Source organism: Mesorhizobium sp. BR1-1-13, from assembly GCF_020165515.1.
In the GTDB taxonomy this organism is placed as follows: domain Bacteria; phylum Pseudomonadota; class Alphaproteobacteria; order Rhizobiales; family Rhizobiaceae; genus Mesorhizobium.
In genome coordinates this window covers 161,458-182,174 of sequence record NZ_JAIUIH010000002.1, presented here as the reverse complement: position 1 = coordinate 182,174, position 20,717 = coordinate 161,458, and the positions used below count along the sequence as shown (strand labels likewise).

Below are 20,717 nucleotides of genomic sequence, written 5' to 3'. Positions count from 1 at the left end.
CGTCGCCAATCTCTCGCTTTCGTGATTATAAGCTTCAAGTTTCACGATTGGATTGGGGGCGGCGATGCCTTAATTCGCGCCAACTCTCGCCTTTTCGTGCCTTTGCGTTGCAAAATCCAACTCCTGTCAGGTGATTCGTATGAACCGTCCTCCGTTCGGCAAAAGCTTGTCCCGCAGAAACCTGCTGTCTTCGCTGGCCGCCATTCCGGCGGTGGCCGTGCTAGCGGCATGCAGCGACTCTGGTGAGGAAGCCAAGGCGGCCGATGTGAAGCCTGCCGCTCCCGCCGCGCCCGCGACATCGGCTACGCCGGCCGCCGTCAAGGCGCCGGAGGCTCAAGGCACCGTCGACATGGCCGAACTGCTTAAGCCCGGCGCATTACCCGACAAGCAACTCGGCAAGGACGACGCCAAGGTCACGATCGTCGAATACGCCTCGATGACCTGCCCGCATTGCGCGCATTTCGCCGAAACCACCTTCCCGGAATTGAAGAAGAAATACATCGATACCGGCAAGGCGCGCTACATTCTGCGCGAATTCCCGTTCGACCCGAGCGCCGAGGCCGGTTTCATGCTGGCGCGCTGCGCCAAGGACAACTACTTCCCGATGGTGGATGTCCTGTTCAAGCAGCAGGCGAACTGGGTGGGCGTGTCCAACACCAAGGATGCGCTGCTGCAAATCTCCAAGCTCGCCGGTTTTACACAGGAGTCCTTCGAAGCCTGCTTGACGGACCAGAAACTTCTGGACGATGTGAGGGCGGTCCAAAAACGCGGCGCCGACGAATTCAAGGTCGACTCGACGCCGACCTTCTTCATCAACGGAAAGACCTACAAAGGGGCGATGTCGATTGAGGAAATGTCGGCCATCATCGACCCTCAGCTCTGACGTCCTGGCAATGCCGAAGCGGCAGCGCTTCGGCATTCGCGGCCCTTTTGCCGTGCCGCGACCGTGCGCCCCGCCGCAAACCCGCGGCGCGTTTTCGCGTTCAGGGCGGCGTGAATGAAGTTTTCACGCCTTCGCCTCCTCGGTTTCAAATCCTTCGTCGAACCAGGCGAGTTCGTGATCGAACGCGGCCTGACCGGCATTGTCGGGCCGAACGGCTGCGGCAAGTCGAACCTCGTCGAGGCGCTGCGCTGGGTGATGGGCGAAAGCTCCTACAAGAACATGCGCGCGTCCGGCATGGACGACGTGATCTTTTCCGGCTCGGGCACGCGCCCGGCCCGCAACACCGCCGAGGTCACGTTGTTCCTCGACAACAGCGATCGCTCGGCGCCGGCAGCCTTCAACGACGCCGACGAATTGCAGGTGTCGCGCCGCATCGAGCGTGAGGCGGGCTCACTCTACCGCATCAACGGCAAGGAAGCGCGCGCCAAGGACGTGCAGCTTCTGTTCGCCGATCAGTCGACCGGCGCGCGTTCGCCCTCGATGGTTGGCCAGGGCCGCATCGGCGAGCTGATCCAGGCCAAGCCCCAGGCGCGGCGTGCCCTGCTGGAAGAAGCGGCCGGCATTTCCGGCCTGCATACGCGCCGCCACGAGGCCGAGCTCAGGCTCAAGGCCGCCGAGCAGAACCTCGAGCGCCTGGACGACGTCGTTGGCGAGCTGGAAAGCCAGATCGAAAGCCTGAAGCGCCAGGCACGCCAGGCCTCCCGCTTCAAGAACCTGTCGGCCGACATCCGCAAGGCCGAGGCGACGCTGCTCCATCTGCGCTGGACGCTGGCCAAGACCCAGGAAGGCGAGGCACGTTCGGCGCTGGCCGTCGCCACTGCCCTGGTTGGCGAACGCGCCGCCGCTCAGATGGCCGCCGCCAGGGAGCAAGGCATCGGCGCGCATAGGTTGCCCGATTTGCGTGATGCCGAAGCTGCGGCGGCCGCGGCCTTCCAGCGTCTGTCGATCGCCAGATCGCAGATCGAGGAAGAAGCCGGCCGCATCCGCGCTCGCCAGGCGGAACTCGAGCGCCGGCTGCAGCAGCTCGACGGTGACATCGCCCGCGAGGAGCGCATGGTGCGCGACAATGCGGATATCCTCGAACGCCTGCGCGCCGAGGAAGCAGCGCTCAATTCCGAAAATGCCGGCGCGGCCGAGCGTGAAGCAACCACCCGAGCCGCCTTCGAACAGGCAGCCGCGACGCTCTCGCAGAGCGAAGCGAGGCTTGCAGCGCTAACCGCCGAGCGGGCCGAGGCCGCCGCTTCGCGCAATCAGGTCGAGCGGACGCTGCGCGAGACCGCCGAGCGTCGGGACCGTTTCGCCCGCCAACTCGCCGATGTCGACCGTGAATTGTCGGAAATCCTCTCCAAAGTTGCGGGCTTGCCCGACCCGGCCGAGAAGCGGCTTCTGGTCGAGGATGCACTGGCGCGGCTGGAAGAGAGCGAGGCCGGCGCGATTGCCGCCGAACAGGCGGTCGCAGAGGCGCGCGCGGCCGAAAATGCCGCCCGCCCGCCATTGCAAGACGCCAGGGCCGAACTGGCGCGCATCGAGACCGAAGCCCGCACGTTGGCCAAGATCCTGAACGCCGCCAGCGGCGATCTCTTCCCGTCCGTGCTGGAACAGATCAGCGTCGAGCGCGGCTATGAGACGGCCTTGGGCGCCGCCCTCGGCGAGGACCTCGACGTGCCGCTCGACCGCAGCGCCCCGGTGCATTGGGGCGAGAGCGCGATCCAGGCCGGCGACGCCGCGCTTCCCGAAGGCATCAAGAGCCTGGCCAGCGTGGTACGTGCCCCGGCGCAGCTTGCCCGCCGGCTGGCGCAGATCGGCATTGTCGAAGCCGCCGACGGACGCCGCCTGCAAGGGCTGCTCGCGCCCGGCCAGAGGCTGGTCAGCCGTGAGGGCGCGCTGTGGCGGTGGGACGGGCTGACCGCCAGCGCCGACGCGCCGACCGCGGCCGCGCAACGCCTGGCGCAAAAGAACCGGCTGGCCGAGCTCGATGCCGAAGCGGTGCAGGCGACGCTTGTGCTGCGCGAGGCCGAGGCGGTGCTCGCACAGGCCGAACAGGCGCTTCGCGAGGCCAGCGAGGCCGAGCGCGCTGCGCGTCAGGCCGGACGCGACGCCCAGCACGGGCTGGACGCCGCCCGCAACGCGCTGGCCGAAGCCGAAAAGGCCGGCGGCGAGTTGTCGAGCCGGCGCGCCGCCCTGGACGAGGCCCGCGCCCGTATTGTCGACAGTCATGAAGAAACGTCGGCCGCCTTTGCCGAGGCGGAAATGCTGCTGCGGGACGCGCCCGATCTCGGCGACCTGCAGATACAGCTTGAGCAGTCCTCGGCCAATGTCGCCCGCGACCGCGCCACGCTCGCCGATGCGCGTGCCGTCCATGAAGGGTTGCGGCGGGAGGCCGAGGCGCGTTCGCGCCGGCTCGATGCGATCGGCGCCGAGCGCAGCAACTGGCTGGAGCGCGCCGAGAACGCTTCGACGCAGATCGCCTCGCTGGGCGAACGCAAGGCGGAGGCCGAGGCCGAACGCGAGAGATTGGCCGACGCTCCCGACGAGATCGATGCCAAGCGGCGCGCCTTGCTGTCACAGCTCACCGAAGCCGAGACCTTGCGCAAGGCGGCAGCCGACCGTTTGCAGGAAGCGGAGAACAGGCAGGCCGAATTGGACAAGGCGGCCACCGGCGCCATCCAGTCGCTGGCCGAGGCGCGCGAGACCCGTGTCCGCGCCGAGGAGCGCTTGACCGCGGCCGACGAGCGCCGGCTGGAGGTCGAGGCGCGCATCCAGGAGACGCTGAACGCTCCGCCACATCTGGTGATCCGCCATACCGGGCTGGAAGCCGATGATCCGATGCCCGAAATGGCCGAGATCGAGCGCCAGTTGGACAGGCTGAAGATCGAGCGCGAGCGGCTCGGCGCCGTCAACCTGCGCGCCGAGGAAGAGCAGAAAGAGCTTTCGGACCGGCTGGAGACCATCGTCTCGGAGCGCGAGGACATCATCGAGGCGATCCGTAAGCTCAGGCAAGCGATCCAGAGCCTCAACCGCGAAGGCCGCGAGCGGCTTCTCGCGGCCTTCGACGTGGTCAACGGCCATTTCCAGCGGCTGTTCTCGCATCTCTTCGGCGGCGGCACGGCGGAATTGCAGCTGATCGAATCCGAGGATCCGCTCGAGGCAGGGCTTGAAATCCTTGCCCGTCCGCCCGGCAAGAAGCCGCAAACCATGACGCTGCTGTCCGGTGGCGAGCAGGCGCTGACGGCGATGTCGCTGATCTTCGCCGTGTTCCTCACCAACCCGGCGCCGATCTGCGTGCTCGACGAAGTCGATGCGCCGCTCGACGATCACAATGTCGAACGCTTCTGCAATCTGATGGACGAGATGGCCAAGACCACCGAGACGCGCTTCGTCATCATCACCCACAATCCGATCACCATGGCGCGCATGGACCGGCTGTTCGGGGTGACCATGGCCGAGCAGGGCGTCAGCCAGCTCGTTTCGGTCGATCTGCAGGCAGCCGAAGCCATGCGCGAGGCAAGCTGACTTCACCTTCAACGTGCCATGCTGAAGCCTGATCTTGAGCGTCGTCGTTCGCTTGGCAAGGCAGGCGGTTCGACTTCTTCTTACCTTGCGCGTTGCACGATCCAGGTCCCACAGATCGCGGCCAATAGACCGCATGCCATGCCAACGCAATCGGCAACCCAGTCGAGCACGTCGAAATCGCGGCCTATCGCCGTGGTGCCCTGGAGGACTTCGATGGCAGCACCGACAAAAGCGAGGAAGACGATCAGCGCCGGCTTGTGCCGCGGCCAGCCGAGGCTGCCCAGGAAAGCCAGCACAGCGAATGCGCTGGCGTGATTGAGCTTGTCATAGTGGAAACCGACATCGATCCCGAATTGCTTGAGTCGATGTACCGGCAGCAGCGCGAGAACGAGGACGGCCACGAGGGTGACGACAAAGGCAATCCGCTCGGCGACGGGATAGATTCTCATTCTGCTCCAACAACATGTCGCCGGTACAAACCGTAACCTATGTGTCCGGAACGGACCTTGTGCGCTTGGCTGGGGCGCCAGGATTCGAACCTGGGAATGTCGGTACCAAAAACCGATGCCTTACCACTTGGCGACGCCCCAGCAGCTGACATGCGTCGACTGCGCGCGGCCTTATAGGCTGTGCCGGTGGAAAGCTCAATGCCTGGAGATTGCGACTTTCCTGCTGATCCACGACTCCGTTGGCGATGGTCGCCTCATGCGCCGATCGCGTCGCCTATTCTCCCCACACTGCCATCTCGTTTCCAGCCGGGTCGGCAAAGTGGAACCGCCTGCCGCCCGGAAACGAAAAGATCGGTTTGATTATTATGCCGCCGGCATTCTCGACGGCTGCCAGTGTTTCTTCCAGATCCTGGGAGTAGAGCACCGGCAACGGCTTGGCGGTGGCGTCGCGGCTGTCGGCCTGGAAACCGCCGTCCAGTCCCTCGCTAAAGGCCGAATAGGTCGGTCCATAGTCGGTGAACGACCAGGCGAAGGCGGCACTGTAGAAGGCTTTCACACTGTCCAGCGTCGCGCCGGTTGCCGGCAGTTCCAGATAGTCGAGTTTTCCGGTGAGCTTCATGGGGCACCTCTTCGTTCCCTGTATGTTCTAGTCTCGCGCCGTTGCACTGGCAAGTCCTTTTGCCGCAGCTTTTGCTTAATCGATTGTAGCGGCCAAACGGCTTTGCCGACGCCTTGCCTTTCGCATTGCAGCATCATATCCGTCCAAAGTCGGGATATGGCGGGGCTTTCCGTTTCGTCAATCTTTCCAATCTCCTGCAACCGGAGAGCAAAGCATGACCAAGTGGGTTTTCACCTTTGGCGATGGTGCGGCCGAAGGCCGGGCCGGCGACAAGAATCTGTTGGGCGGCAAGGGTGCCAATCTGGCCGAGATGTGTAGCCTTGGCCTGCCGGTGCCGCCGGGTTTCACCATCACGTCGGAGGTCTGCAACGCCTACTATGCCAACGGCCGCACCTATCCGGCGGGACTCGAGGCTGATGTCGCCGTGGCGCTGGACCATATCGGGCGGCTCACCGGCCGCCGTTTCGGCGATCCGTCGAAACTCCTGCTTGTGTCGGTGCGCTCCGGCGCCCGCGCCTCGATGCCTGGCATGATGGATACCGTGCTCAATCTCGGCCTCAACGACGAAACCGTCGAGGCGCTGGCCGCCGATTCCGGCGATGCGCGCTTTGCCTATGACAGCTACCGGCGCTTCATCCAGATGTATTCCGATGTCGTCATGGGGCTCGACCACGAGGTGTTCGAGGAGATCCTCGAGGATCAGAAGGCCAGCCTCGGCCATGAACTCGACACCGAACTGACGGCTATCGAGTGGCAAGGCGTTATCGCGCTCTACAAAGCCAAGGTCGAAGAGGAGCTCGGCAGGCCGTTCCCGCAGGATCCGCACGAGCAGCTCTGGGGCGCGATCGGTGCCGTGTTCTCGAGTTGGATGAACAACCGCGCCATCACTTACAGGCGCCTGCACGATATTCCCGAAAGCTGGGGCACGGCGGTCAATGTCCAGGCCATGGTGTTCGGCAATATGGGCGAGACCTCGGCCACCGGCGTCGCCTTCACCCGCAATCCATCGACCGGCGAAAAGCAGCTCTATGGCGAGTTCCTGGTGAACGCGCAGGGCGAGGACGTCGTCGCCGGCATCCGCACGCCGCAGAACATCACCGAGGCGGCCCGCATCGCCGCCGGCTCCGACAAGCCGTCATTGCAGAAACTGATGCCGGACGCCTTCCAGTCCTTCGTCACCATCTCCGACAGGCTGGAAAAGCACTACCGCGACATGCAGGACCTCGAATTCACCATCGAGCGCGGCAAATTGTGGATGTTGCAGACGAGGTCCGGCAAGCGCACCGCCAAGGCGGCGCTGAAGATTGCCGTCGAGATGGCCAGGGACGGCCTGATCTCGAAAGAGGAGGCGGTTGCCCGCATCGATCCCGCCTCGCTGGACCAGCTCCTGCACCCCACAATCGATCCGAAGGCCGCGCGCGACGTCATCGGCGTCGGCCTGCCGGCGTCTCCAGGGGCCGCCACCGGCGAGATCGTCTTTTCCTCCGTGGACGCCGAGGATCTCAAGGCGCAAGGACGCAAGGCTATCCTGGTGCGCGTCGAGACCAGTCCCGAGGACATCCACGGCATGCATGCGGCGGAAGGCATCCTGACCACGCGCGGCGGCATGACCAGCCATGCCGCGGTCGTGGCGCGCGGCATGGGCAAGCCGTGCGTTTCGGGCGCCGGTTCGCTGCGCGTCGACTATAAGGCGGCTACGCTGATGTCGATGGGGCAGACCTTCCGCAAGGGCGACATCATCACCATCGACGGCGGCAACGGGCAGGTCCTCAAGGGCGCCGTGGCGATGCTGCAGCCCGAGCTTTCCGGCGATTTCGCGGCCATCATGGAATGGGCGGACGCGGTGCGGCGCATGAAAGTGCGCACCAACGCCGAAACCCCGCTCGACGCGCGCATGGCGCGCTCCTTCGGCGCCGAAGGCATAGGCTTGTGCCGCACCGAACACATGTTCTTCGATGGCGCCCGCATTGTCGCCATGCGCGAGATGATCCTGGCCGACACCGAAAAGGACCGGCGCGCCGCGCTTGCCAAGCTGCTGCCGATGCAGCGAGCGGATTTCCTGGAACTGTTCGAGATCATGGCCGGGCTGCCGGTGACCATCCGCCTGCTCGATCCGCCGTTGCACGAATTCCTGCCCAAGACCGAGGCTGAAATAGCCGAAGTCGCGGCGGCGATGAATGTTGCGCCGGACAAGCTCAGGCAGCGAACCGAGGCGCTGCACGAATTCAACCCGATGCTCGGCCATCGCGGCTGCCGGCTTGCGGTATCCTATCCCGAGATCGCCGAGATGCAGGCGCGTGCCATTTTCGAGGCCGCCGTCGAGGCCGGCCGCAAGGCCGGCGCGCTGGTGGTACCCGAGATCATGGTGCCGCTGGTCGGGCTTGTGAAGGAACTCGACTACGTCAAGGCGCGCATCGATGCGGTGGCCAAGAGCGTCATGGACGAAAGCGGCGTCAAGATCGATTATCTGACTGGAACCATGATTGAGCTACCCCGCGCGGCGATCCGGGCCCATGTCATCGCTGAATCGGCCGAGTTCTTCTCTTTCGGCACCAACGACCTGACCCAGACGACATTCGGCATCTCGCGCGATGACGCGGCCTCGTTCCTGGAGACCTATCGCCAGAAAGGCATCATCGAACAGGATCCGTTCGTCTCGCTGGACATCCACGGCGTCGGCGAACTGGTGCGCATGGCTGCCGAAAAGGGCAGGGCGACGCGGCCACGGATCAAACTCGGCATTTGCGGCGAGCATGGCGGCGATCCGGCCTCGATCCGCTTCTGCGAGGAGGTCGGACTGGATTATGTGTCCTGTTCGCCCTACCGCGTGCCGATCGCCAGGTTGGCGGCCGCGCAGGCGGCCGTTCAGGCGGCGAAGGCAGGTCGCAGCTGAGCGCTTGCCGCCGATCGGAACGAGGAACTGCCGCAAAACGGCCAGATTGTCGCGTCTGCTGCTTCTGCTATCCAGCTCCCGATTTCCGCCTTCATGCGGGTCTTGGGATGCCTGGGTGAAACGCCCGACTGGAATTGGATTTGATGCGCCCGCTGCAAAAAAATCTCTGCATTGTCGCCATGTCATTGGCCGTGGTGTCCAGCGGCCATGCCGCATCGCTTGTCGAACCCATCCTGCACATCAAGCCGGATGCAGGCGGAACCGGCCGCATTGCCTTGACCCTGGACGCCTGCGGCGGACGGACCGACAACCGCATCCTCTCGGCGCTGGTGGAAAACAGGATACCTGCGACCATCTTCGTCACCGGCATCTGGCTGAAGCGGAACCCCGCCGCCGTCGAGATCATGCGGGCGCATCCCGACCTGTTCGAACTGGAAAACCATGGCGGCCATCACATCCCGGCCGTCGACACGCCGCAGAAGATCTATGGCATACGCAGCGCCGGCAGTCCGCAAGCGGTTCTGGCCGAGGTCGAGTCGGGCGCCGCCGCCTTGGCCGGGACTGGCGAGCCGGCGCCGAAATGGTTTCGTGGCGCGACCGCTGAGTATAGTCCGTCGGCGATCGCCATGATCCGCAAGCTGGGCTTCAAGATCGCCGGCTTTTCGATCAATGGCGACGGCGGTTCGCTGCTCGGCGCCAGGGAAACCACAAGGCGCATAGAAGCGGCCAAGGACGGCGACGTCATCATCGCCCATATCAACCAGCCGACCCATGCCGCCGGGGAGGGCGTCGTGCAGGGGCTGCTGGCGCTCAAGCAGAAGGGGCTGACCTTCGTGCGGCTCGACGATGCCGACGGCTTCGGCAATAACGGCACCACCGACTGATCGGCAGGACGTCTGGCCTTCCTCGTTGGTCCGTTCAGCCTGGCTTGGCTTTCGATGCTGACCTTGCTTGCGTAGAATGCGCCGTGATTGCGGATTTCAGCCATTTCGTCGAAAGGCTGCTCATAGGCCCACATCGCATCCTTGCCTGCCTCGCCGGCAGGCAGCACGCTCCAGTAGCTCGCGTCGCCCTTGTAGGGACAATGGGTGGAGGATTGCGTGCCGCTCAGCTTGCTGAAATCGATGTCTGCGAACGGGATGTAAAAGGCGGCCGGATAGGGCGCTTCCGTCAGCACCTTGGCGTTCGTCGATGAGGCGATAACCGTGTCGCCCGCACGAACGGTGACGGTGCCCTTATACGGTTCGACGGTGATGACCTTATCGGGATTGCGCCGGAAGCCGGGTGCCGGATTGGCGATCTTGTCCATGCTGTTTCTCCTCGTCTCAACTTTAAGTGTGTCGACGAGGTGGTTTGCGCAAGGGCGACTGTTGCCAGCAATTCCGCAATCGATCTCCAGCCGTGGGGGCTGCCGACGGCATTTTTAGCGATGACCTTGTCCGGCGAGGCTCAGGCCGCGGTTCTGAACGCGTCCATCAGGCCGGCATAGGCGGCCGCGATACCGGCCACCGGATTGCTGCTCCTTGACGCGGTCTCGACTTTCAAGTGGCCGCCGCCGGTCGGCAGGGTGAGCAGCAGGAATTGACGATTGCCCCCATCGCCCACGGATGCCGCGGCGACGTGCTCACCTTCTCCTTCGCTCTGAACGCACATCTTGAACAGCAGCGTGCCGCCCACCGCTTCGAGCGCACCGCCGACAACTTCAACAAATTCGTCTTCGGAAACAGTCTTTGTGTCCGGCACCAGATCGCCCAGGCTTTCGGCAAGCGTACTTTCCAGTGCCTTATCGTCGAGCTGCGTGTCCATGCGAACCTCTTTCAGTCGCCAATCGCACCCCTTTGCCCATTAACGAAACTTAATGCCGACGATGGCCGGATTGTGGCGGATTCCCCTCTTGGTCGAGTATTTTAGCCTTCTCTGATATAATGGATTTCAAGGCCGCCGGTCCGATGGCATGAGCGCCAGGCATTCGGACTCCAAGAAAGACGCGATTGATCGCTTGCCTGCGCGACCGGCATCCGGACTTCGTTCGCCACCCGGCGGTGGCTGGACAATCCACCGGTTCGCTTCACAATGGGAACAAAAGCGAGAAGCGTAAGGGAGGAACGAATGCTGGGGATGATGCAGGAATGGCCGCTTCTTTGCCATAAGCTTATCGACAACGCAGAGCGGCAGCATGGCGGGCGAGAGATCGTATCGCGCTCGATCGAAGGTCCGATCGTGCGCACGACCTACGCCAGCATTCATCGTCGCGCCCTGAAGGTCTCGCAGCGGCTGGAGCGTGACGGCTATCGCCTGGGCGACCGCATTGCGACGCTGGCCTGGAACACGGCGCGCCACATCGAGGCCTGGTATGGCATCATGGGCATCGGCGCGATCTATCACACGCTCAATCCGCGGCTGTTTCCCGAGCAGATCGTCTGGATCATGAACCATGCCGAAGACAAGGCGGTCTTTGTCGACCTGACGTTCCTCCCTTTGCTTGAAAAGATCGCCGGCGCGCTCAAGTCCCTGAAACAGGTGATCGTGCTGACCGACAGGGCGCATCTGCCGCAGACCACGCTGCCCAACGTCGTTGCCTACGAAGAATGGCTCGACGAGGCCGATGGCGATTTCGCCTGGAAGAGCTTCGACGAAGGCACCGCCGCCGGCATGTGCTATACGTCGGGAACTACGGGCGATCCAAAGGGCGTCGTCTACAGTCATCGCTCGAATGTGCTGCACGCCATGATCGCCGCCATGCCAGACGCGATGGGCCTGTCTTCGCGCGACACGATCCTGCCGGTGGTTCCGATGTTCCACGCCAATGCCTGGGGCCTTGGCCAGAGCGCGCCGATGGTCGGCGCCAAGCTGGTCATGCCAGGCTGCAAGATGGACGGCGCCTCGATCTATGAATTGCTCGACACCGAGAAAGTGACCTTCAGCGCCGCCGTGCCGACCGTGTGGATGATGCTGCTGCAATATCTGGAAGAGACCGGCAGGAAGCTGCCCTACCTGAACAAGGTCGTCATCGGCGGCTCGTCATGTCCGCGGATCATCACCAAGAAATTCCAGGACAATTACGATGTCCAGGTCGTCCACGCCTGGGGCATGACCGAAATGTCGCCGCTCGGCACGCTGTGCACGCTGAAGCCCGAATATGCTGGCCTCCAGGGCGAAGCCCGGCTCGATGTCCAGGCCAAGCAGGGCTATCCGCCCTTCGGCGTCGAAATGAAGGTGACCGACGATGACGATAACGCGATGCCCTGGGACGGCATGACATTCGGGCGGCTGAAGGTGCGCGGCCCGGCGGTGGCCAGCGCCTATTACGGCGGCGCCGGCTCGGAGCAGTTCGATGACGGCGGCTGGTTCGATACCGGGGATGTCGCCCACATCGACGCTGGCGGCTATATGCAGATCACCGATCGCGCCAAGGACGTCATCAAATCCGGCGGCGAATGGATTTCGACCATCGACCTGGAGAATCTGGCCGTCGGTCATCCCGATGTCGCCGAGGCAGCCGCCATTGGCGTCCCTCATTCGAAATGGGGCGAGCGGCCTTTGCTGGTGGTTGTCCGCAAGCCGGGCAAGGAACCGACCAAAACCGATATCCTTGGTTTTCTCGACGGCAAGGTGGCCAAATGGTGGATGCCTGACGACGTCGCTTTCGTCAGCGAAATTCCGCACACCGCCACCGGCAAGATCCAGAAGATCACCCTGCGCCAGCAATTCAGCGACTATCGCTTGCCGACGGATTGATACCATAATGCGCGTCTCGGCCTGATGCCGTTGTAAGAGGACAGCGCCGCGCCGCACACCTTTCAGGCGCAAGGGGCGCGATAGCATTTGCAACGGGCGCATGATCTCTTTCGAAAATCGATTCCGATTTTGGTGGCCATGCGATAAGTCTTCGTTCGGCTTGGGATAACGCAGAGAAACATGGCCAGCATTTCCGAACGGCGAACGTCGAAGGCTGCCGGATGGTCGCGGCGCACGGCTGCTTTTTCGGCGGTGCTTTTGCTGACCGTGTTCGTCGGCCACTATTTCAACCTCGTTGAAACGCCGGTGTTCCTGTGGGTGCTGGCTATTGTCGCGCTGTTGGCGGCACTGGCGCTGCTGTTCGCCGGATTTGCCTTCTCGAGGGTGTGGAATTTTGGTGACTACGGCGGCCGCGACATCACGGTCGGCGTCTTGCTGGCAGTGCTGGTGCTGACCCCCTATGGCATCGCCGCCTATTGGGCGACAATCTTTCCGCCGCTCAGGGATATTTCGACCGATTTTGACGAGCCGCCGGCACTCGACGTCACCGGTCGCACGAAGGACATGAACGTGCTCTCGCCGCCGACGCCCGGCGAGCAGCGGTTGCAGACCGACAGCTACCCGCTTGTCACCGCGCGTAGCTACGACCTGCCGTTCGAGACCGTCGTCGCTGCCGTTGAAACCGTGCTCGACCGCCGCAATTGGGATCTTACCGGACCCTATCCCGAGCTCGCCGGGCAGAGCGACGTGACGATTACCGCCGTCGCCAGGAGCTTCGTGCTGGGTCTTCCCGCCGACGTGGCGATCCGCATTACTGACGACGGGGATACGGTCATAGTCGACATGCGGTCGGCTTCGCGCTACGGCCGCCACGACCTCGGCGACAACGCTGCGCGCATCACCGACTTCCTGGCGGAGTTGGACCAGGAAGTCGCCGGCCAGGTCGGCGCGGCTCCGGCCGAATAGCCTAGCTGCTGGAACCTATGCGGGGGGCGTAAAAACGCCATCTATGGCCGGCGCGGCGTCTGTCGCTATCAGGCCGCGGGCCACCAGATCCTCCAGATGGGCAAGCACCGACAATCCGGCGGCGCCATGCAGCCGCGGGTCGGTGTCCCTGTAGATCGCCTTGACCATGGCGGGTATCGTTCTGTCGCCGGCTCTGACCCGCTCCAATATGGCCCGCTCGCGCATTTTGCGATGCGTCTTCAATCCGCGCATGAAGCCGCGCGGTGCCGTCACCGGCCCGCCGTGGCCGGGCAACAGCAAGCGGTCGCCGCGTTCGATCACCCGGTCCAGCGAGGCCATGTAGTCTGCCATCGCCCCGTCCGGCGGCGCGACGATGGAGGTCGCCCACGCCATGACATGGTCGGCCGAAAACAGGATGCCGGTGCCCTCCAGCGCGAATGCTGCGTGGTTGGCGGTATGGCCGGGGGTCAGGACCGTACGGATCGCCCAGCCGTCGCCGGCGACCAGCGCGCCGTCCGGCAGCGCGACATCGGGGACGAACGCGGTATCGGCGCTGGCATCGAGCGCGTTGATCTCGCCAATATGCAATGGCCTTGCCGGCCGGTGCGGCCCTTCCGCCAGCACCTGGGCTCCGGTTTCCTGCTTCAGCCGTGCCGCCAAAGGGGAATGGTCGCGATGGGTGTGGCTGACGAAGATGTGGCTGACCGGCCTGCCGGCGATGACGTCGAGCAAGGTGCGGAGGTGAGCTTCGTCATCCGGCCCCGGATCGATCACTGCCAGCGTATCGCGTCCGACGACGTAGCTGTTGGTGCCGTGGAAGGTGAAGGGACTGGGATTTCGGGCCGTGACGCGCTGCACGTCGGGGGCGACGCTGACGCCTCGGCCGTAGCAGGGATCGAAGCTGGTATCGAATTCGAGGGCCATGACGGTGTCGATGCCTGTTGCGGGAATGGCAAAACCGATTGCCGCATAGCACGCAAGCCAATATAGGAAAACGCAAGACCGCGATCATCGGATGGCGGCAATCGGATGGGGAAGACCATGGCAACTGCAACGACAATGCGCCCGCTTGTTTCTCTGGCTCTGCCGCAAGATGGCGCGGGGCGGCTGGCAACGCAGCTTTTCCTGGCTATAGCCGGAACACTGTTGCTGACGCTGTCGGCCAAGACCAAGGTGGTTCTGGGGCCCGTCGATATTTCGATGCAGACGCTTGCCGTCCTGCTGATCGGGGCCGCTTTCGGCCTGCGTCTCGGCGTCGCCACCTTGCTGCTCTATATGGCCGAGGGTGCGATGGGCTTCCCGGTCTTCCAGGGCACGCCGGAAAAGGGAATCGGCATTGCCTACATGCTCGGCTCGACCGGCGGCTATCTCGCCGGCTTCGTGGTCATGGCGGCGATTGTCGGCTGGGCCGCCGATCGCGGCTGGGATCGCCATCCCATCAAGCTTTTCAACGCGATGCTGGTTGCCGAGTTCGTCATGATGGCCATGGGTTTTGCCTGGCTGGCGATGCTCATCGGTCCGGAAAAATCCTGGCAGTTCGGCGTCGCGCCGTTCATCGTCGGTGATCTGATCAAGGTTGCTCTGGCCGCAAGCCTGGTGCCCGCCGTCTGGTCGCTGCTGAAGCGCAACTGAATTTAGCGATCCACCGAGGCATTCCGGGGAAGAACCTGGTTCATCCAGCTCGGACGGATGTGACTGGCAGGTCGTGGCCAAGCAGCCAGCCAGTCACCAGAGATACGAACATCCATTTACCTTCATGCGTCCAGACATTCTCGATGACGGGCAGTAAGCCAATCTATTAGCGATAGCTTTTGAACCGCATTCAGCGGCACGATTGATAAAAAATCCTGCCGATTGCTACAGTGTAAATAGATACTTGCTGGTATCGTTACAGTGTCGTAGCTCTTGATCTTCGACTGAGTCGAACAGCCAGTAGCGAGAGGCCCGATTCCGCTTTGCGAATGAACGGCCAAGCCAAGCGCATTATTGCAATGGCAATCGCCGACATGGCAGCTTCGAGGGGGGAAGAAGTTGAATGTCGCAACATCAACTCTTGTCGGAAGCCGGCACTTCCTGTTCAGAATTCGCTTTCAACTTATTGGCGGACTGACATTCGCGATCGTCGCGCCGGCCCTCATCCGGATTGCCTTCAAACCCGATGCGGTCTACGTCGCCAATCTTCAGGTGACCGTCGCCGCCGCGGTCATTGCACATTTAGCAGGCTTCCTTGCCTATCGCCGCATTGGGAATTTCCCCGGTGTGGCCGCTGCCAGCTACATACTGCCGACATTTGTGCTGTCCTACGGGCTTGTTTTCCTGACCATTTTCTTTTTTCGCTTCGAGTACAGCCGGTTTCAGGCGGCGGCTAGCTTCACCCAATCCACGCTCTGGTATTTTGGCCTGAGCCTCATAACGCGGCATCTCGACCCGTACCGGCTGGTCGTCATTCCCGGCGGGGATGTAGAGCGCCTAAGGACACTGCCGGGAGTGCACTGGTTCTGGATCACCTCGCCCGGCACCGTCATCGAACGGGCCAATGGCGTGGTCGTCGATCTACGGGCCGACCTTGACGCCGAATGGGAAAGATACATCGCGGACCGGGCCCTTTCGGGCACGCCGGTCTACCACGTCAAGCAGGTCAGCGAATCGCTGACCGGCCGCGTCGCGATCGAACACCTGTCGGAGAACACGCTCGGCTCGCTCAATCCGAACCAGGCCTATCTCAAGATCAAGCAGGCAATCGACTGGATCTCCGCGCTTGTTGTGGTCGTGGCCCTTTCGCCTTTCGTGGTGCTGATCGCGCTGCTGATCCGGCTGGACTCGGAGGGTCCGGTGCTGTTTCGCCAGCCCCGCATTGGCTACAGGGGCCGGATCTACACGGTCTACAAATTTCGCTCGATGAGGCAGCAAGCCGGCATTGGCAGCGACAAGGACAAGGCGATCACGAAACTCGACGACGATCGCATCACCCGGATAGGGCATTTTTTACGCAAGTTCAGGATCGACGAGCTGCCGCAGGCCATCAACATCCTGCGCGGCGAAATGAGCTGGATTGGACCACGGCCCGAGGCCGTCGTCCTGTCGCACTGGTATGAGGCGGAATTGCCGTTCTATCGCTACCGGCACATCGTCAGGCCGGGTGTGAGCGGGTGGGCGCAAGTAAATCAGGGTCATGTCGCGGCGGTCGACGATGTGATGGAGAAATTACACTACGATTTTTACTACATAAAGAACTTCTCGCCTTGGCTTGATGTTCTCATCACCCTCAGAACCATAAAGACGATGATTACCGGCCATGGCGCGCGATAGCGGAGGCCGTGGCTGATTAAGGCTTGCCGGACAGGAAGCAAATGGACCTCGGCTCCAGGAAAATAGCTGTCATCGGGCTTGGCTATGTGGGTTTGCCGCTGGCGGTGGCCCTCGGAGCGATCAGGGACGTCGTTGGCTTCGACATCAGCCAATCGCGTGTGGATGCGCTGAGGCGTGGCGAGGATCACACGCTCGAGGCCAGCAGAGATGAAATCGACGCCGCCACACGGCTGCGGTTCACCAGCGACAAGGCCGATCTGCGGGATTGCGGAATTTTCATCGTCACTGTCCCCACTCCGATCGACAGGGCCAACCGGCCGGATCTGAAGCCCCTTGTCATGGCCTCCGCCACGGTCGGCGAGGTGATCTCCCAAGGTGCGGTGGTGATCTTCGAGTCGACCGTCTATCCCGGCTGTACGCAAGAGGTGTGTGCGCCGCTGATCGAGAAACATTCGGGTCTGCGCTACAACGAAGACTTCTTCCTGGGCTACAGTCCTGAGCGCATCAACCCCGGTGACCGCGAGCACCGGCTTCAGACGATCGTCAAGGTCACCAGCGGCTCCACGCCGGAGGTGGCGGACGCCATCGACGCCCTCTATGCCTCGATCATTCCCGCCGGCACGCACCGTGCATCGAGCATCGCGGTCGCCGAGGCAGCCAAGGTCATCGAGAACACGCAACGCGACCTCAACATCGCCTTGATGAACGAATTGTCGCTGATCTTCGGCAAACTGGGCATCGACACGTCGGAGGTGCTGGAAGCGGCCGGCACCAAATGGAATTTCCTGCGCTTCAGCCCTGGTCTCGTCGGCGGCCACTGCATAGGCGTCGATCCCTATTATCTCACCCACAAGGCTCAGGAACTCGGCTATCATCCCGAGGTGATTCTTGCCGGTCGCCGCATCAACGACGGCATGGGCCGGCATGCGGCGGACCAGACGGCCCGTCTTATGATGCGTAAGGGCATACCTGTCGTTGGCAGCCGGATTCTGGTCATGGGCGCAGCCTTCAAGGAAAACTGTCCGGACCTGCGAAATTCCAAGGTCGCCGACATTGTCGCGCAGCTGAGGCAGTACAATGCCGGCATCGATATCTGGGATCCTTGGGTCGATGCGCAGGAATGCGCGCGCGCCTTTGGCGTAACGAGCGTTAAAGAGATGCCCGCCGCGCGTTATGATGGCGTTGTCGTCGCCGTCGGGCACGGGCAGTTTCGCACCCTGGGCGTTGCCGGCCTGCGAGCACTTTGCAAGGACCCGAGTGTCGTCTACGACATCAAGGGTCTGTTCCCCAGGGATGTTACGGACGGGCGGTTCTGATGAAGGTTCTGGTCACCGGCGCTGCCGGCTTCATAGGTTACCACGTCGCCAGGCGGCTGCTCGAACGCGGCGACGAGGTCGTCGGCATAGACAGCATCAACGACTACTATGATCCGCAGATCAAGCAGGCGCGGCTGCGGCTTTTGGCCGAAGCAAGCCGCAACACCAATGCGGGCTACCATTTCATCCACGGCAATCTCGCAGAGCGAAACGTGGTGGACGGCTGCTTTGCCGATCACGCCTTCGACAGGGTGATCCATCTCGCCGCCCAGGCCGGCGTCCGCTACAGCCTTGAAAACCCGCACGCCTATGTCGAGAGCAACATTATCGCCTACGCCAACATGCTGGAGGCCTGCCGCAACAGCCGTGTCGGCCACCTGACCTATGCCAGCACGTCGAGCGTCTATGGCGCCAATACCGACATGCCGTTTTCCGAGCATCGCCCGGCCGACCATCCGCTGCAGTTCTATGCCGCAACCAAGCGCGCCAACGAGCTGATGGCGCACAGCTACAGCCATCTGTTCGGGCTGCCGACCACGGGCTTGCGTTTCTTCACCGTGTACGGCCCTTGGGGACGTCCCGACATGGCGCTGTTCCTGTTCACCAGGAATATCTTGGCCGGCGAGCCGATCAAGCTGTTCAACAACGGCAATCACACACGCGACTTCACCTATGTCGAAGACATCGCCGAAGGCGTGATCCGCGCCAGCGACAGCCCCGCCGCGGCTAACCCCGCCTGGGATTCCGATCATCCGGATCCTGCGACGAGCAGCGCGCCGTGGCGCATTTTCAACATCGGCAACAACAACCCGGTGAAGCTGACCGCCTATGTCGAGGCGCTTGAGAACGCGCTTGGCCGCAAGGCCATCGTGGAACTCTTGCCGCTGCAGGCCGGCGACGTGCCTGACACTTTTGCCGATACTTCGGCGCTGCAGGCGGCAGTCGGCTATCGTCCCGGCACGTCCGTGACGGAGGGCGTCGGGCGGTTCGTCGAATGGTACCAGGCGTATTTTGAGCGGAGGTAGGGGGAGGTCACGTCTTGTCCACGAAATCGATGACGGGATAGCGTCGTTGCTGCAGGGCTTTGTTCGCACGAATGTGGCGGTCTCAGAGTGTCTGGACCGAGCCTTGCCGCTACGGCTGCGCGTGGATGGCAACCACGCCTTTGCTGCGGAAATCGCACCGGTGCTCTTTACACCTAACGCACTGGTCTATGATCTGGGCGGAGGAGCAAGGCCGCTTGTAAGTCTGGCCGAGAAGCGTCGTCTGGGGCTGGTTGTCGTTGGGGTGGACCGCGATGCCAAGGAACTGTCGAAGGCTCCGGGCGACATCTATGACGAGCGGATCGAGGCGGATCTTACCTCGTTCAGGGGAAAGGGAGATGCCGATCTGGTCATATGCCAGGCCACCCTGGAGCACGTCCGCGACGGCGAAGGTGCATTTCGCGGCATTGCCAGCTGCGTAAGACCGGGCGGCACGGTCGCCATTTTCTCGCCTTCACGCAACGCCGTTTTCGCCAGGCTCAATCGGGTCTTGCCCGAGGCGATCAAGCGGCGCCTGCTGTTTGCGGTCTATCCCGACAAGGGTAGGGGGCACGACGGCTTCCCGGCCTTCTATGACAGATGCCTGCCGAGCGAGGTGGAAAGGATCGCAGCGCAAAATGGCCTGGAGCTTGTCCAGCGTCATCTGTTCTGGAGGAGTTCATACTTCTACGCTTTCGTGCCGGCCTTCCTGGTCTGGCGCCTCTGGCTAGGTCTCTCGGCCCTTCTCATCGGGAAGGATGCGGCCGAAACCTACGCCTATGTCTTTCGGCGAAGACATTGATCACCCGAGGATATTCTCCGCTTTGGTGGACCCGAACGCGACGGGCTGTCTCCCCGGTATCCGGGTGGAGCACCGCGCATCGCTCAATGTCAGGCGCAAGCAAGGGAGCTTCGCCGTGACCGGCCAGGAAAGGTGGCGAACCGAGTGACGTGCACGCGCCAAGACAAGAGATCGTCAGGCAGCCCAGACGCTCGGATTGCTGTCTTCATTCCCTCTCTTCGTGCTGGCGGCACCGAGCGGGCAATGCTCACCCTGGCCAGCGAATTTGGCCGGCGCGGTTTGCCGATCGATCTGGTGCTTGGACGTGCTACGGGCGAGTATCTCGCTTTGGTTCCGAAGACGATAAGGATACAGGACCTCCGAGCCTCGCGGTTGCTGTTTTCCGTATTGGGCTTGATCCGGTATTTGAGACGGGAGCAGCCGCGGGTGATGCTGACGGCGTTACCCCATGCCAATATCGTTGGCATCATCTCGTCCATGCTGTCGCTGCGCCGGATACCGATCGTGATATCCGAAAGGAGCAATCTTTCCAGGACCGTCGCCGATACGAAGCTGGTTCGTGAGAAGTTCCTGCCATTCCTCATGCGGCTGACCTATGGTCGTGCCGACACAATCATCACTGTATCGTATGGCGTCGCGGAAGACCTGATCCAGAGCATCGGGCTCGACCGGAATTCCGTCAAAACGATCTACAATCCGCTGGACATCAAACATGTTGAAGAGCAGGCGGATGAACCGCTCGATCACCCCTTCGCGGTCGAGGATGGCAGGGTCTTGCTGGTGGCCGTTGGGCGGCTTGATTTCGCAAAAGACCATGCCACGCTCATAAGCAGCTTCGTGCGGATTGCGACGAAGAGGCCCGTCAAATTGGCCATTGTCGGGGAAGGACCGCTGCGGGGATCGCTTCAAACACTGATCGACGAACTCGAGCTGAATTCTTCGGTCGCTCTGGTCGGCTTTTCGAAGAATCCGTATCCGTGGATGCGGCGGGCAGCGTTGTTTCTTCAATCCTCCCGCAGGGAGGGATTTCCAAACACGCTCATCGAAGCAATGGCTTGCGGGACCAACGTGGTGAGCACCAACTGCGAAAGCGGTCCGGCCGAGATTCTGGAGGACGGCAAGTGGGGGCGTCTGGCCGCGGTCGGAG

The 20,717-nt window shown here is 62.7% G+C and carries 15 protein-coding genes, 1 tRNA gene and 2 pseudogenes; 12 read left to right on the top strand and 6 right to left on the bottom strand.

Going from position 1 to position 20,717, the window contains the following annotated elements; genetic code table 11:
* The first annotated feature begins 139 nt into the window (after nucleotides 1–139).
* Together LB533_RS05270 and smc are read left to right on the top strand one after the other, a co-directional pair.
* A complete protein-coding gene (locus tag LB533_RS05270) occupies nucleotides 140–883 on the top strand; it encodes a DsbA family protein (protein ID WP_140638678.1) in 744 nt (247 codons plus the stop codon).
* Nucleotides 884–997: 114 nt separating this feature from the next.
* On the top strand, nucleotides 998–4,456 hold the full coding sequence (gene smc / locus LB533_RS05265; protein ID WP_224676829.1) for a chromosome segregation protein SMC: 3,459 nt from the start codon (nucleotides 998–1,000) through the stop codon (nucleotides 4,454–4,456).
* An 80-nt stretch (nucleotides 4,457–4,536) separates the two neighbouring features.
* On the opposite strand, the gene LB533_RS05260 is transcribed toward smc, so the two are convergent.
* From LB533_RS05260 to LB533_RS05250, 3 genes are all read right to left on the bottom strand, one after another.
* Nucleotides 4,537–4,905: a VanZ family protein gene (locus LB533_RS05260; RefSeq protein ID WP_140638680.1), complete on the bottom strand. Its 369-nt coding sequence runs from the start codon at nucleotides 4,903–4,905 to the stop codon at nucleotides 4,537–4,539.
* Nucleotides 4,906–4,971: 66 nt separating this feature from the next.
* Nucleotides 4,972–5,046 (bottom strand) — tRNA-Gln (locus LB533_RS05255).
* Between the two features lie 133 nt (nucleotides 5,047–5,179).
* Nucleotides 5,180–5,524 (bottom strand): VOC family protein, encoded by a 345-nt coding sequence (locus LB533_RS05250; protein WP_140638681.1) that lies wholly within the window; start codon nucleotides 5,522–5,524, stop codon nucleotides 5,180–5,182.
* A 214-nt stretch (nucleotides 5,525–5,738) separates the two neighbouring features.
* Between LB533_RS05250 and ppdK the strand changes: the two genes are divergently transcribed.
* Together ppdK and LB533_RS05240 are read left to right on the top strand one after the other, a co-directional pair.
* Nucleotides 5,739–8,417 carry a pyruvate, phosphate dikinase gene (gene ppdK / locus LB533_RS05245; protein ID WP_224676828.1) on the top strand — a complete coding sequence of 893 codons (2,679 nt, stop codon included), beginning with the start codon at nucleotides 5,739–5,741 and terminating at the stop codon, nucleotides 8,415–8,417.
* A gap of 143 nt (nucleotides 8,418–8,560) precedes the next feature.
* Entirely contained in the window at nucleotides 8,561–9,301 is a 741-nt protein-coding gene (locus LB533_RS05240) for a polysaccharide deacetylase family protein (RefSeq protein ID WP_224676827.1), read from the top strand.
* A 47-nt stretch (nucleotides 9,302–9,348) separates the two neighbouring features.
* Here LB533_RS05240 and LB533_RS05235 read toward each other — a convergent pair.
* Nucleotides 9,349–9,726 (bottom strand): annotated as a pseudogene (locus LB533_RS05235) (DUF427 domain-containing protein); the annotation flags it as partial.
* 140 nt (nucleotides 9,727–9,866) lie between these two features.
* Entirely contained in the window at nucleotides 9,867–10,223 is a 357-nt protein-coding gene (locus LB533_RS05230; protein ID WP_140551013.1) for a hypothetical protein, read from the bottom strand.
* Nucleotides 10,224–10,526: 303 nt separating this feature from the next.
* Between LB533_RS05230 and LB533_RS05225 the strand changes: the two genes are divergently transcribed.
* Nucleotides 10,527–12,155, top strand: a complete 1,629-nt coding sequence (locus LB533_RS05225) for a fatty-acid--CoA ligase (RefSeq protein WP_224676826.1) — start codon at nucleotides 10,527–10,529, stop codon at nucleotides 12,153–12,155.
* Between the two features lie 180 nt (nucleotides 12,156–12,335).
* Nucleotides 12,336–13,121 carry a DUF1499 domain-containing protein gene (locus LB533_RS05220; RefSeq protein ID WP_224676825.1) on the top strand — a complete coding sequence of 262 codons (786 nt, stop codon included), beginning with the start codon at nucleotides 12,336–12,338 and terminating at the stop codon, nucleotides 13,119–13,121.
* Between the two features lie 15 nt (nucleotides 13,122–13,136).
* Here the strand turns inward: LB533_RS05220 and LB533_RS05215 are convergent, their stop codons facing one another.
* A complete protein-coding gene (locus tag LB533_RS05215) occupies nucleotides 13,137–14,045 on the bottom strand; it encodes an MBL fold metallo-hydrolase (RefSeq protein ID WP_140638686.1) in 909 nt (302 codons plus the stop codon).
* A 117-nt stretch (nucleotides 14,046–14,162) separates the two neighbouring features.
* Between LB533_RS05215 and LB533_RS05210 the strand changes: the two genes are divergently transcribed.
* The 6 genes and pseudogenes from LB533_RS05210 to LB533_RS05185 form a co-directional block, all read left to right on the top strand.
* The gene (locus LB533_RS05210) at nucleotides 14,163–14,753 is read left to right on the top strand and encodes a biotin transporter BioY (protein ID WP_140638687.1); all 591 of its coding nucleotides are present in this window, start codon (nucleotides 14,163–14,165) and stop codon (nucleotides 14,751–14,753) included.
* Between the two features lie 399 nt (nucleotides 14,754–15,152).
* A complete protein-coding gene (locus tag LB533_RS05205; RefSeq protein WP_224676824.1) occupies nucleotides 15,153–16,430 on the top strand; it encodes a sugar transferase in 1,278 nt (425 codons plus the stop codon).
* Between the two features lie 41 nt (nucleotides 16,431–16,471).
* Nucleotides 16,472–17,746, top strand: a complete 1,275-nt coding sequence (locus LB533_RS05200; protein WP_140551007.1) for a nucleotide sugar dehydrogenase — start codon at nucleotides 16,472–16,474, stop codon at nucleotides 17,744–17,746.
* Nucleotides 17,746–18,771, top strand: coding sequence for an NAD-dependent epimerase (locus tag LB533_RS05195; RefSeq protein ID WP_140638689.1), 1,026 nt, complete (start codon nucleotides 17,746–17,748; stop codon nucleotides 18,769–18,771). Before LB533_RS05200 ends, LB533_RS05195 begins: the two co-directional genes overlap by 1 nt.
* A 46-nt stretch (nucleotides 18,772–18,817) precedes the next feature.
* Complete coding sequence (locus LB533_RS05190; RefSeq protein WP_181169308.1) at nucleotides 18,818–19,570, top strand: class I SAM-dependent methyltransferase; 753 nt, start codon at nucleotides 18,818–18,820, stop codon at nucleotides 19,568–19,570.
* A 132-nt stretch (nucleotides 19,571–19,702) separates the two neighbouring features.
* Nucleotides 19,703–20,704 (top strand): annotated as a pseudogene (locus tag LB533_RS05185) (glycosyltransferase); the annotation flags it as partial.
* Nucleotides 20,705–20,717: the final 13 nt, after the last annotated feature.